This window comes from Streptomyces sp. NPDC057697, assembly GCF_042799335.1.
Lineage (GTDB): Bacteria > Actinomycetota > Actinomycetes > Streptomycetales > Streptomycetaceae > Streptomyces.
Map to the genome: position 1 here is coordinate 233,831 of NZ_JBHVJA010000007.1, position 13,209 is coordinate 247,039.

The following is a 13,209-nucleotide window of genomic DNA, read 5'->3' on the forward strand; positions in this document are numbered from 1 at the left end:
CAGTGATACGGAGACCTCCCGATGAGCGCATACGCTGCGCTGAGCCAGGCCGGATACCGGGCCTACACGCGCGACAAGACCACGCTCTTCTTCACCTTCGCCTTCCCGCTCATCTTCCTCGTCGTCTTCGGCCTGATCTTCCACGGGAAGACGGTCGAGGAGAGCGGACTGCCCTACATCAACTACATCGCCCCCGGCGTCCTGTCCTGGGGCGTCGGCAACGCCGCCGTCTTCGGGGTCGGCTTCGTCCTCATGCAGTGGCGGCGCGACGACATCCTGCGTCTCATCCGGATGACCCCGACCCCGGTCTTCGCCGTTCTCGCCTCGCGGTACGTCCTGGCGCTCGCCATCGGCGCCGTCCAGGCCGTGCTCTTCGTGGCCGTCGCCCTGCTGCCCCCCTTCGGCCTGGAACTGGACGGTCGCTGGCCCCTCGCCCTGCCCGTCCTGGTGCTCGGCATCACCGCGTTCCTCGCCCTCGGCGTCATCGTGGGCAGCTACACGCGGACACCCGAGGCCGTCGCCGCCGTCGCCAACTGCCTGATGATCCCGATGGCGTTCCTGTCCGGTTCGTTCTTCCCGCTGGACGCGATGCCGGGCTGGATGCAGAACCTCTCCCGGGTGCTGCCGCTGCGCTACCTCAACGACGGGATCTCCGGCTCCCTGACCGGCGGCGGCACCACCGGTGACATCGGCCTGGCCTGCGTGGTGCTCGCCGGGTTCGCCGTCGTCCTCGGCGCCGTCGCCCTCAAGACCTTCCGCTGGAGCGACAAGTCATGACGACGGCACCCGCCACATCCCCGGCACCCGCTCCGCCCCCGGTGCGCGGCGAGACCCCGCTGGAGGAGGCCCGCGCCGCGCTGCACGACGAACTCGCCCGCCGCCACCGGGAACTGCCCGCCCCGGTGACCCTTCCCGCCCCCCGCGTCGTGCCCCTCGGCGCCGCCGACACGCTCGGCTTCGGAAGCCCCGACCCGTACGCGGACCTCCGCCCGGCCGCCAACGTCCAGCTCACCTCCCGCGCGGTGCTGATCGGCCCCTGGGGCGGCGAGCCGGACACCACCGCCTGCGGCCAGTGCCTCGCCATGCGCTGGCAGCGGCTGCGCAGCCGCTCCGAGCGCGAGGCCCTGGAAATCGGACGGCGGCCGAACGGCGCCGCCCACTGGCCGGTCCTCACCCCCTACGCGGCCGACGCCGTCTGGGCCCTGTACCGGGCGGTCCTCGGCGGCGGCCACGACCTGCCCGGGGCCTCCGCCGCCGACCGGGCCCTGCCCCGGGTCAGCCGGATCGATCTGGTCACCCTCGCCACCGCGACCTTCCCGGTCCTGCCCGAGCCGCTCTGCCCGTCCTGCGTCCAGGAGGTGCCCGACACCGCCGAAGCGGCCCGCATGCACCTCGGGCCGACCCCGAAGCCGGACCCCGACGGCTACCGGCTGCGCCCGCTGTCCGCGTACCCGCTGCCGGTCGCCGCCCTCGTCAACCCGGTCTGCGGCGCCCTCGGTTCGGACCTCTGGATCAACCCGACGTCCACCACCACCGCACCCGCCGCCGGCACCCACTTCGTCCGCGGCTACGCCGGTCTGAACGACGTCACCTGGAGCGGCCAGGCCAACAGCTACGACACCAGCCGCGTCCTCGCCCACCTGGAGGGCCTGGAACGCTACGCGGGCACCACGCGCAGGCGCGGCACCTCGCCCGTCGTGGACAGCTACCATCGCCTCGCCGACCACGCCCTGGACCCCGCCGCCTGCGGCCTCTACGCCCCCGAGACCTACGCGAACGACCCGATGGTCTCCCCGTTCGACCCCGACCGCCCCATCCCCTGGGTGTGGGGCCACTCCCTGCGCGACGACCGGCCGGTCCTCGTACCCGCCCGGCTCGCCCACTACAGCGCCGGGGTCGAGGCCGACAACTTCGTCTTCGAATGCTCCAACGGCTGCGCCACCGGCGGCAGTCCCGAGGAGGCGATCCTCCACGGGCTGCTGGAGATCGTCGAACGGGACGCCTTCCTGCTGGCCTGGCACGGCCGGGCCCCGCTCACCGCGATCGACCTCACGACCTGCCGGTCCCCTGCCGTCCGCAGCATGATCGACCGGGCCGGACTGCACGGCTACGACGTCCACGCCTTCGACACCCGGATGGACCTGGCCGTGCCCGTCGTCACCGCCCTCGCCGTACGCCGGGACGGCGGACACGGCACCCTGTCGTTCGCCGCGGCCGCCGGATTCGACCCCGAGGCGACCGTGGAGTCGGCGCTCTCCGAAGTCCTCACCTACATCCCGCACCTGCCCTACCAGGTCGCCGAACGGCACGCCGAACTCACCGCCATGGCGGCCGACTTCGGCCGGGTGCGGCAGCTCAAGGACCACGCCCAGCTGTACGGGCTGCCCGAAATGGCGGTACACGCCCGGGAGTACCTGGAACCGGTCGACGTGCGCCCGCTGGCCGACACCTTCGCCGACTGGCAGCCGCACCGCCCGCGCACCGGCGACCTGCTGGACGACCTGCATCTGCTGCGCGACCGGATCGCCGCCGCCGGACACGATGTCATCGCCGTCGACCAGACCACCCCCGAACAGCGCCGCATGGGCCTGCACACGGTCGCCGCGGTCGTCCCCGGCCTGCTGCCCCTGGACTTCGGCTGGGCACGCCAGCGCGCCCTGCTGATGCCCCGGCTGCGCACCGCGCTCCGGGCCGCGGGCAGACGCGCCGACGACCTGCCGGAGTCCGCGGTCAAACGGGTCCCGCACCCCTTCCCGTGACCGCACCGGCCGGGGCGGACGGGCGCCGGCAGCACACAGGCCCCCTCCGTGCCCACGGCACGGGGAGGGCCTGCGGCCACGCGGACGACGTACGGCCGGCGGACCGGTCAGGCGCAGCAGGAGGTGGTGCTGGTGGTGCTGGAGCAGGTCGACGTGGAGGAGCAGGACGTCGAACCGGCGAGCACGACCTCCGCGGCGTCCGAGTAGTCCGAGATCTCGAAGGTCTCCGACTCCAGCTCCAGGATCTCGTCGGCGAGGGTGGCGAGCTCGGTCTTGGGGGCCATGGTCTTCTCCCTTGGTCGTCGGGGACGAACCGGCGGATCCGGCGCCGTTCCCCTGCACTGACGCCATTCCAGCGGGGGCCGCTGTCGGATCGGCAGCGGTTTCGCTGTCAGACCGCTGACACCCCATGACAGCGGAACGCCGCGTTACTGAAGCCGGGGCGGCGCAGGCTGATGCCGCCGGCCCCACACGTGCCCGGCGGGCCGGGCGGACGACGACCCGGCCCGCCCAGCGGAACGAGGTGAGATGACATGCAGGAGACGACGGAGCCCCCACGAAGGCCCGGACCTCCCGCGGTGGCGCGGGAGGTGCTGCGCCCGGCGCTGGAGCTGTACCTCGACACCCACGCCCACCCCGAGCCGTCCGGGGCCGAACAGCGCACCGCGGACCTGTTGGCCGCCCGGCTGGAGGCGAGCGGCTGCGCGGTGACCCGGAAGGTCGGCGGCGGCCACGGACTGGTCGGCGTCCTGCGCAACGGGGACGGCCCCACGGTGCTGCTCCGCACCGAGCTGGACGCCCTCGCGGTCACCGAGCGCACGGGCCTGGCCTACGCGAGCACCGTCCCGGGCGTGATGCACGCCTGCGGCCACGACCTCCACCTCGCCTCGGTCGCCGGCGCGGTGGACGAACTCGACCGGACCAGATCCGCCTGGCGGGGCACGGTCCTGGTGGCGGGCCAGCCGGCCGAGGAGACGCTGACCGGGGCGCGGGAGATGCTGGCGGACGGCCTGTACGAGCGCTTCGGCACCCCGGACGCGGTGCTCGCCCAGCACACCTCGCCCGCGCCCGCGGGGACCCTCGCGCACGCGGCGGACCCCGGTGCGCCGCTGATGGCGGCCGGCGCGTCGGTGGAGGTCACCCTGCACGGGCGCGGGGGCCACGCCGGGACCCCGCACCTGACCGTCGACCCGGTCCTCACGGCGGCGGCGACGGTGCTGCGGCTCCAGTCCGTCGTCTCCCGGGAGACCGCCCCGGCCGAGCACGCGGTGTTGACCGTCGGCGCCATGCGGGCCGGGAGCCCCGGCAACGTGATCCCGGACACCGCACACCTCTCGCTGTGCGTACGGGCGCTCTCCGAACCGGCCGTCGACCGGATGGTGGCCGCCGCGCTGCGCATCGTACGGGCCGAGTGCGCGGCGTCCGGCTGCCCCGAGGAACCGGACTTCACCGTGACCGCCCGCTCGCCCGCCCTGCTGACGGACGCGGCCGCCACCGCCGTGGTGCGCCGGGCGCACGAGGAGCTGTGGGGCCCGCACCGGGTCGTCGGCACCGGCCCGCTCACGGCCAGCGAGGACTTCGCCCTGTTCGGCGCCGGGGGAGTGCCGCTGGTGTACTGGCTGCTCGGGGTCACGGGGGCCGGGCCGTGGCGCCGGGCCCGGGACGGCGGCCCGCCGCCACCGCCGAACCACGCGCCGGAGTTCGCCCCGGACGTCCGTACCGCCCTGCCCGCCGGGATCGTGGCCATGGCATCGGCCGCGCGGCGGCTCCTGGACCCGGCGGGGAGCACCCCATGACCCGCCGGGGCGAGACGGCCCACGGGACGGGCTACGAGACGGCGTACGAGACGGCGCATGGCACCGGTTGCGAGATGGCGTACGGCACCGGCCACGAGACGGCGTACGGCACCGGCCACGTCGACCTGGTCGCCGTCCGTCGCGACGGCTCGGCCGCGACCGGCGAGACCACCGTCGTACGGCTGCTGAGCCTGCTGCCCGCGCACTGGCCGTGCACCCCCCGGTCGGTGGGCCCCGACCGGATCACCCTGCGCATCGGCCTCGACGGGGCCGTCGACCCGGACACGGTCCGCCGGGCCGTCGCGGACGCCCTCGCCGACCGGGCGCTGGACGGCTGGACGGAGGAGCCCTGACACCCGCGAACGCTCGGGTCGGGTCGGGCCGTGTTGCCGGGGTGGCGGGGGCCGGGGTGTGCGGGTCGGGCCGTGTTGCCGGGGTGGCGGGAGCCCGGGTGCCCGGACCCGGCAGTGTTCCCGGGGCGACGGGGGCCGGGGCTCGGACCCGGCAGTGTTCCCGGGGCGACGGGGGCCGGGGTGTTCAGATCCGGCCGCGTTCCCGGGGCGGCGGAAGCCAGGCTGCTCAGATCCAGCCGCGTTCCCGGGCCAGCAGCGCGGCGTGGGCGCGGCTCGCGGCGCCGAGGGTCTGCATCAGCTCGGCCACGTACCGCCGATAGGTGCGCACCGAGACGCCCAGTTCTCGCGCGCCCGCCTCGTCCTTGCCCACGGAACACATGGACACCAGAACCCGGCGCTCGGTCTCCGACAGCCGGTCCTCCGCCGCTCCCCCCGCCCCGCCCTCCGCCTGGGCGAGGTCCGCCGCCTGGTCCCAGATCTTCTCGAAGAGGGCGATGATGTTGCACACCAGGCCGCTGCGGTGCGCCAGCAGCGCGCCACGCGAGGTGTCGTGCGGGTCCAGCGGCACGAGCGCCGCCTTGCGGTCGTAGACCAGCAGCCGTTCGGCGCCGCGCTCCGTCACCCGGATCATCGCCCCGTGACCGGCCAGCTCCTTCAGATACGCGGCGGTCGCCGGATCCCGCAGGGCATCGCGGATCACCACGTTCCGGATCTTTACGCCGCGCCGCAGACACCGCAGATCCAGCGGGCGTGAGCGGGCGATGTTCTCCGGCGACAGCTTGGTGTACGGCTCCACGGAGAGGATCTCCTCCCGCGCGAAGAACGCGAGGTCGTCGATCCGGTTGCGGATCTGCGCGAGCCCCTCCAACTGCTCGATCCCTGCCGGGGGCGGCTTGCGGGTGTTCTGCTCCGCGCGCAGCCCGTCGATGACGTGCCGGGACCGGGTGACGCGCTGGAACTCCTGGTGCAGGGCGTGTAACCGCAGGTCGATCAGGCGTGCCACGGCGATCTCGGGATCGGTCGGGAAGACGCGCAGATCCGGTTCCTCGGGGTGGAGCAGCCCCAGTTCCTGGAGCCGGTCGACGTGGGTGCGCGCGGACGCCGGGGACGTGTGCAGCAGGAGGTGCAGATCGTCCATGGTGGTGCCGGGGTTGCGCAGGAAGTGCCGGTACGTCTCTTCCTCGGCCTCCGAGACTCCGAACACGGACATCTCGTTGTCGCCCACGTGTGCCCCCGCTGCCTGGTCCCCGTACGGCCGCACGCATCCCCGGAGGTCGACCGCCGGATCCGGTCTGCGGCTGCCGTACTGACTGCCCGTGCACCTGCTTGTGGAATCTTTCGGCCAAAGAGTAGACGCTGAGATCATTTCTGTGAGGGCCCCGAACACAACTGTGTGCGAGATGGAGGCGAACGGTGTGTGTCCCGCGACGAGCGGCCCTCCGCGCACGACGGACGGTCCGGGCGCCCGGCGGCCGGGACCACCCCGGCCCACGACACATTCCGGCCACGGCGCCGCGCAGCGACGCGCGCTCGCGGTGCCGGTGGCGGTGGCGGCAGCGGCAGCGGTGGCGTGCCGGGGGCCGGGGGCCGTGGGCCGTTCCGCGGTGATGCAGTCCCGGGCCCGCGAACCGGTCGGTGGCGGTGTGCGTTCTGGTCTTTTCCGCGCCCCGGTTGGTGGTGGTGTGCGTTCTGGTCTTTTCCGCGCCCCGGTTGGTGGTGGTGTGCGTTCTGGTCTTTTCCGCGCCCCGGTCGGTGGCGGCGTTCGCTCCGGTCCTTTCCGTAGCCCGGTCGGTGACGGTGTTCGCGCGGGTCTCTTACGCGCCCGGTCGGTGGTGGTGTTCACGCCGGTCCGTCCGTGGTGCGTTCGGCGGTGACGCTGTGCCGCGCCGGCTCCATGGTCCGTTCGGCGGTGGTGTCGCGCCGTCCACGGCCCGTCCGGAACCCGCCGCCCGCCCCGCCCCGGGGTGGAGCGCGGGCGCGGGGGCCCCGGCGGAGTCGTAGGCTGGTGGTCCCCGGCCCGTCCGGGGGTGGCTCCTGGACCGTGCCGGGCCCGGCACGCGCGGGCGCGACAGCGAGGGCCCGGCCACGGGCGGGCGCCCGTGGCGCCCTGTCGCCGCCCGTGCCCCGCCCGTGGCGCGGACCCGTCGACGAGGACCGCGCGCACCGCACGCGTTCCCGGCCCGGCCCGGAAGCCGCCCCCGCACACGTGTCGGGCCCTTCGCGTTGTCCCGCCCCTGGCAGCAGCCGGCTGCCGGGACCTGCCCTTCGTTAACCGGACGGAAGCCCTTCATGAGCCTGCACGGTCTGCTGGATGTCGTCGTACGTGACCCGGCGCTCGACGAAGCGGTGAAGGCCGCCGGCGATGGCCACCGGATGCATGTCGACCTCGTCGGCCCGCCCGCCGCCCGCCCCTTCGCCGTCGCCGCGCTGGCCCGCGAGACCGGGCGGACGGTGCTCGCCGTCACCGCGACCGGCCGGGAGGCCGAGGACCTGGCGGCCGCGCTGCGCACCCTGCTGCCGCCGGACACGATCGCCGAGTTCCCGTCCTGGGAGACCCTGCCGCACGAGCGGCTCTCGCCGCGCTCGGACACCGTGGGCCGCCGCCTCGCCGTGCTGCGGCGCCTGGCGCACCCGAGGGCGGACGACCCCGAGACCGGCCCGGTCTCGGTCGTCGTCGCGCCGATCCGTTCCGTGCTCCAGCCGCAGGTCAAGGGGCTCGGCGACCTGGAACCCGTGGCGCTGCGCATCGGCCGGAGCGCCGATCTCGGCAAGACCGTCGAGGCGCTCGCGGCGGCCGCGTACTCCCGGGTCGAACTGGTCGAGAAGCGTGGCGAATTCGCCGTGCGCGGCGGCATCCTGGATGTCTTCCCGCCGACCGAGGAGCACCCCCTTCGGGTGGAATTCTGGGGCGACGACGTCGAGGAGATCCGCTACTTCAAGGTCGCCGACCAGCGGTCGCTGGAGATCGCCGAGCACGGGCTGTGGGCGCCGCCCTGCCGCGAGCTGTTGCTCACCGACGAGGTGCGGGAGCGGGCCGCCGCGCTCGCCGAGGCCCACCCCGAGCTGGGCGAACTCCTCAACAAGATCGCGGAGGGGATCGCGGTGGAGGGCATGGAGTCCCTCGCCCCGGTCCTCGTCGACGACATGGAGCTGCTGCTCGACGTGTTGCCGAAGGGCTCGATGGCGCTGGTCTGCGACCCGGAGCGGGTCCGTACAAGGGCCGCCGACCTGGTCGCCACCAGTCAGGAGTTCCTCCAGGCGTCCTGGGCGGCGACCGCAGGCGGCGGAGAGGCCCCGATCGACGTCGGTGCGGCCTCGCTGTGGGGCATCGCGGACATCCGGGACCGGGCCCGTGAGCTGGAGATGATGTGGTGGTCCGTCTCCCCGTTCGCCGCCGGCGAGGCCGACGAGGCCGATGAGGGCGCCGACACGCTCAAGCTCGGCATGCACGCCCCGGAGGCGTACCGGGGCGACACCGCCCGCGCGTTCGCCGACACCAAGGGCCGGCTCGCCGACGGCTGGCGCACGGTGTACGTCACCGAGGGCCAGGGCCTGGCCTCCCGCACCGTCGAACTGCTGGGCGGCGAGGGCATCGCCGCCCGCCTCGACCCGGACCTGGCGGAGATCACCCCGTCCGTCGTCCACGTCTCCTGCGGCGCGATCGACCACGGCTTCGTGGACCCGGCGCTGAAGCTCGCCGTGCTCACCGAGACGGACCTCACCGGCCAGCGCACCGCCACCAAGGACCTGGGCCGGATGCCGGCCCGCCGCCGCAAGACGATCGACCCGCTGACGCTGGAGACCGGCGACTACATCGTCCACGAACAGCACGGCGTGGGCCGCTACATCGAGATGGTGCAGCGCACCGTGCAGGGCGCCACCCGCGAGTACCTCCTCGTCGAGTACGCCCCCGCCAAGCGCGGCCAGCCCGGCGACCGCCTGTACATCCCGACCGACCAGCTGGAGCAGGTCACCAAGTACGTCGGCGGCGAGGCGCCCACCCTGCACCGGCTCGGCGGCGCCGACTGGACGAAGACGAAGGCGCGCGCCAAGAAGGCCGTCAAGGAGATCGCCGCCGACCTGATCAAGCTGTACTCGGCCCGGATGGCGGCCCCCGGCCACACCTTCGGCCCGGACACCCCCTGGCAGCGCGAGCTGGAGGACGCCTTCCCGTACGCGGAGACGCCCGACCAGCTCTCCACCATCGCCGAGGTCAAGGAGGACATGGAGAAGTCCGTCCCGATGGACCGGCTGATCTGCGGCGACGTCGGCTACGGCAAGACGGAGATCGCGGTACGGGCCGCGTTCAAGGCGGTCCAGGACGGCAAGCAGGTGGCCGTGCTCGTCCCCACGACTCTCCTGGTCCAGCAGCACTTCGGCACATTCACCGAGCGCTACTCCCAGTTCCCGGTCAACGTACGCGCGCTCAGCCGCTTCCAGTCCGAGACCGAGTCCAAAGCAACTCTCGAAGGGCTCCGCGAGGGCTCCGTCGACCTGGTCATCGGCACCCACCGCCTCTTCTCCTCCGAGACCAGGTTCAAGGACCTCGGCCTGGTCATCGTCGACGAGGAGCAGCGCTTCGGCGTCGAGCACAAGGAGCAGCTGAAGAAGCTCCGCGCCAACGTGGACGTCCTCACCATGTCCGCGACGCCGATCCCCCGTACGCTCGAAATGGCCGTGACCGGCATCCGCGAGATGTCGACGATCACCACCCCGCCCGAGGAGCGCCACCCGGTCCTCACCTTCGTCGGCCCGTACGAGGAGAAGCAGATCGGGGCGGCGATCCGCCGTGAACTGCTCCGCGAGGGGCAGGCGTTCTACATCCACAACCGCGTCGAGTCGATCGACCGGGCCGCCGCCCGGCTCCGCGAGATCGTCCCGGAGGCCCGTATCGCGACGGCCCACGGCCAGATGTCCGAACAGGCCCTGGAGCAGGTGGTGGTGGACTTCTGGGAGAAGAAGTTCGACGTGCTGGTCTCCACGACGATCGTCGAGTCCGGCATCGACATCTCCAACGCCAACACCCTGATCGTGGAGCGCGGCGACAACTTCGGCCTCTCGCAGCTCCACCAGCTGCGCGGCCGCGTCGGCCGGGGCCGCGAGCGCGGCTACGCCTACTTCCTCTACCCCCCGGAGAAGCCGCTCACCGAGACCGCCCACGAGCGCCTCGCCACGATCGCCCAGCACACGGAGATGGGCGCGGGCATGTACGTGGCGATGAAGGACCTGGAGATCCGTGGCGCGGGAAATCTTCTGGGCGGCGAGCAGTCCGGCCACATCGCGGGCGTCGGCTTCGACCTGTACGTACGCATGGTGGGCGAGGCGGTCGCCGACTACCGGGCCTCCCTCGAAGGCGGCGTGGAGGAGGAGCCGCCGCTGGAGGTCAAGATCGAGCTGCCGGTCGACGCCCATGTCCCGCACGACTACGCCCCCGGCGAGCGGCTGCGTCTCCAGGCGTACCGCGCCATCGCCTCCGCCACCACGGAGGACGACATCAGGGCGGTCCGCGAGGAGCTCACCGACCGCTACGGCAAGCTGCCCGAGCCGGTCGAGAACCTCCTCCTGGTCGCCGGCCTGCGCATGCTGGCCCGCGCCTGCGGCGTCGGCGAGATCGTCCTCCAGGGCCCGAACATCCGGTTCGCCCCGGTGGAACTGCGCGAATCCCAGGAGCTCCGTCTGAAGCGCCTGTACCCGCGTACGGTCATCAAACCCGCCGTCCACCAGATCCTGGTCCCCCGCCCCACCACCGCCAAGGTCGGCGGCAAGCCGGTCGTGGGGCGCGAACTGCTGGCGTGGACGGGGGAGTTCCTGACGACGATCCTGGGGTCGTAGTTCCTGGAGCGGTACGTGAAGAGGTCCCGCCGGACACCCGCCGGGACCTCTTCCTCGTCATGGGGTGGCCGGTCTTTTGAACGTGAGCCAGACGGTCTTGCCGACGACGTGGTGGTCGACGCCGAAATCGTCGGCGAGTTCACTGACGAGGTGTAACCCGCGCCCCGAGCAGGCGTCGTGGTCGGGGCGCCGGGGCGCCGGGCCGTCGGGAGACCGGAGCCGCTGTCGCGAACCTCCAGCCGCACCAGCTCCTCGTCCCCGTGGAGAACGACGCGGAATTCGCGTCCCGGTGGTACGCCGTGCAGCAGCGCGTTGGTGGCCAGTTCCGAGACGCACAGCTTGATGTCCTCGATCAGAGGGTGGAGTTTCCACTCGATGAGGACGCCGGTGACGAATTCGCGTGAGGCGCCAACTGAGGTGCGCCTGCGGGGGAATCGCCGTTGCTGCGACAGGGACACGGCGGTTCACCGCCTTGCTCGCGGGCCGCTGCGCGAAGCGGCCCTGTTATCTGCGGCAAGGGGAATCCGGTGCCCGTCCTGCTGCTGCCGACCGGGAAGGCGCTGACCGTCCGGACGGCGGCCGACGCTGCGCGGCGTTGTTGGCGAGGGTGGTGTCGTCCTTTCCGGCCTTGATCTCCTGGCAGACGTTGAGGGCCTTGCCGATGGCCTTGGCCTGGTCGGCGGCGAGGGCGGGGTCGACGGCCTTGAGGGCGGCGATCAGCCCGGCGGTCTGGGCGACGTCGGGCGACGGGACGCTGCCGACGGCCGGTGCGCCGGCGGCGGCCGGTGCGCTGGATGCCGGGGAGGCGGCGCTGCTGGCCGGGGCCGCGCTGGTGGTGGCGGGTGCGGGCGCGACGGGGGCGCTGCTGGTGGCGGAGGCGCTGCCGCTGCCGTCGTCGTCGCAGGCGGTCAGGGTGAGGAGTGCGGCGGCGGTCAGGCCGACCGTGAGAAGTCGGAGTCTCATGACTGACGCGGTGTCAGCAGCGAGGGTGCGGCGGTGCCGTTGTCGCTGGACCGTGACGAGGCCATGGCGCGGCCGGGACGGGGAGTCGGCGGTCGGCGCGCACGGGCGGAGCGTCTGTGCGCGCATGCTCCGCCGACGCCACGGCCCTGCGCCCCACCGGCAGGAGCCCTTCCCCCCACCGGTAGGAGCCCTCCCCCCCACTCCCCTCCCCGCACGCGCCCCTCGGAAAAGTCCAGCAGCGGCCCGGAGGGGCGGGCGTCCAGCCGGTGCGCCGCGGTCGACGGACTGCCCGGCACCGGCCCCTGGGTCACTCGGCCGGTGCGCGGGCCGAAGGGCCCGGTCGCTCAGGTTCTGCCGGGTTTGCCCGTCGAGACCAGCAGGAGGACGGACGAGCCCGGTGCCACCGGTTCTGCGCCGCCCCGGGGCTGACTGCTGATCACCTGCCCGGCGGGAGCGTTCCAGTCCGTGTGCCGCATGATCGTGCAGCTCAGTCCGAGTCCGCGCAGCAGGCTTCCGGCCTGCTCGACCGGCATGCCGGCCAGGTCCGGCAGCGCGATGCCCGCTCCCGTGGTCTGCTCCTTTTTCTGTCCCGGAGTCGCATCGGCGCTTCCGCTCTTGGGGGTGCCGGTGGCGAGCGGGGTGCACGCCCCGTTCGCCGGTGAGGACAGGGACGGGGAGGCGCCGGGCGCGGACGGCACGGGCTTCAGCGCGAAGAACCCCACCGTGGCGCACGCCAGCACGCAGCACGCCGCAGCGGTGCCGAGGAGCGCCCGGCGGGTGCGGCTGCGGCTGACGGCTCGCTCGATCGCGGCCGCGTCGACGACCGGAGCCGTCGGCCCGTCGGCGAAGGAGGCCACCGCGGCACGCAGCTCGGCTTCGAGGTCCGGCTCGAACGGGGCCGGTCCTGACGACGTGTTCCTCACTTCGTACCTCCGAAAGCGGCCGACGGCGTGTGCGGCGCCTGGGCGCCCGATACGGAATCGCGCAGCTTGGCCAGGCCGCGGGCGAGCTGGGACCTCACCGCACTCGAAGAGATGTCCAGGACGTCGGCGATCTGCTGGGTGTCCAGATCGTGCAGGTAGTACAGGACCACCACGCTGCGCATGCCCATCGGCAGCCCGAGCAGTGCCTCGATCAGTTCCGCGCGCAGATCCACCTGCCCGAACCGGTCCCGGGGGTCGGCCGTCTCGGGCACCCCCGACAGTCCGGGGCGCTCGCCCCGGCGCGACAGCCGCCGCCAGCGGTCGTTGGCCAGGTTGACCAGCACTTTGCGCACGTACGCCTCCGGCGAGTCCGCCACCGCGACCTTCCGCCACTGTCGGCACGCCCGCTCCAGCGCCTCCTGCACCAGATCCTCGGCCACGTGCACGTCACCGGTCAGCGCATATGCGGCGCGGAACAACGCTCCCGACCGCTGTGCGACGAACTCCGTGAATCCGATGCCCGGACCGCTCCTGCGAAACCTCACCTGCCGACCTCCTCTCCTCGTTCCGTTCCGATCACTGC

General features: G+C 73.2%; 10 protein-coding genes and 1 pseudogene. 5 read left to right on the forward strand and 6 right to left on the reverse strand.

The features are described from left to right. Positions 1-21: 21 nt before the first annotated feature. Complete coding sequence (locus ACFVFH_RS20345) at positions 22-777, forward strand: ABC transporter permease (protein ID WP_383770451.1); 756 nt, start codon at positions 22-24, stop codon at positions 775-777. Further along, on the forward strand, positions 774-2,759 hold the full coding sequence (locus tag ACFVFH_RS20350) for a TOMM precursor leader peptide-binding protein (protein ID WP_383770454.1): 1,986 nt from the start codon (positions 774-776) through the stop codon (positions 2,757-2,759). The genes ACFVFH_RS20345 and ACFVFH_RS20350 overlap by 4 nt, the downstream gene beginning before the upstream one ends. Positions 2,760-2,866: 107 nt before the next feature. Here the strand turns inward: ACFVFH_RS20350 and ACFVFH_RS20355 are convergent, their stop codons facing one another. Further along, the gene (locus ACFVFH_RS20355) at positions 2,867-3,043 is read right to left on the reverse strand and encodes a thiazolylpeptide-type bacteriocin (protein WP_073790073.1); all 177 of its coding nucleotides are present in this window, start codon (positions 3,041-3,043) and stop codon (positions 2,867-2,869) included. A 249-nt stretch (positions 3,044-3,292) separates the two neighbouring features. Between ACFVFH_RS20355 and ACFVFH_RS20360 the strand changes: the two genes are divergently transcribed. Further along, positions 3,293-4,555 carry an amidohydrolase gene (locus tag ACFVFH_RS20360; protein ID WP_383770456.1) on the forward strand — a complete coding sequence of 421 codons (1,263 nt, stop codon included), beginning with the start codon at positions 3,293-3,295 and terminating at the stop codon, positions 4,553-4,555. Then, the gene (locus tag ACFVFH_RS20365) at positions 4,552-4,908 is read left to right on the forward strand and encodes a hypothetical protein (RefSeq protein WP_383770459.1); all 357 of its coding nucleotides are present in this window, start codon (positions 4,552-4,554) and stop codon (positions 4,906-4,908) included. Before ACFVFH_RS20360 ends, ACFVFH_RS20365 begins: the two co-directional genes overlap by 4 nt. Before the next feature lie 226 nt (positions 4,909-5,134). Here ACFVFH_RS20365 and ACFVFH_RS20370 read toward each other — a convergent pair whose 3' ends face one another. Further along, on the reverse strand, positions 5,135-6,133 hold the full coding sequence (locus ACFVFH_RS20370) for a helix-turn-helix transcriptional regulator (RefSeq protein WP_383770462.1): 999 nt from the start codon (positions 6,131-6,133) through the stop codon (positions 5,135-5,137). Between the two features lie 1,064 nt (positions 6,134-7,197). Here ACFVFH_RS20370 and mfd point away from each other — a divergent pair. Beyond that, complete coding sequence (gene mfd, locus ACFVFH_RS20375; protein ID WP_383770465.1) at positions 7,198-10,740, forward strand: transcription-repair coupling factor; 3,543 nt, start codon at positions 7,198-7,200, stop codon at positions 10,738-10,740. A 57-nt stretch (positions 10,741-10,797) separates the two neighbouring features. Here mfd and ACFVFH_RS20380 read toward each other — a convergent pair. The 4 genes and pseudogenes from ACFVFH_RS20380 to ACFVFH_RS20395 all read right to left on the reverse strand — a co-directional run bounded on the left by ACFVFH_RS20380 (position 10,798) and on the right by ACFVFH_RS20395 (position 13,144). Further along, a pseudogene (locus ACFVFH_RS20380) lies at positions 10,798-11,198 on the reverse strand (ATP-binding protein). 46 nt (positions 11,199-11,244) lie between these two features. Continuing rightward, positions 11,245-11,703: a hypothetical protein gene (locus ACFVFH_RS20385; protein WP_383770468.1), complete on the reverse strand. Its 459-nt coding sequence runs from the start codon at positions 11,701-11,703 to the stop codon at positions 11,245-11,247. Between the two features lie 344 nt (positions 11,704-12,047). Next, positions 12,048-12,626 carry a PASTA domain-containing protein gene (locus tag ACFVFH_RS20390; RefSeq protein WP_383770471.1) on the reverse strand — a complete coding sequence of 193 codons (579 nt, stop codon included), beginning with the start codon at positions 12,624-12,626 and terminating at the stop codon, positions 12,048-12,050. Further along, entirely contained in the window at positions 12,623-13,144 is a 522-nt protein-coding gene (locus ACFVFH_RS20395) for a SigE family RNA polymerase sigma factor (RefSeq protein WP_383770752.1), read from the reverse strand. Before ACFVFH_RS20395 ends, ACFVFH_RS20390 begins: the two co-directional genes overlap by 4 nt. Positions 13,145-13,209: the final 65 nt, after the last annotated feature.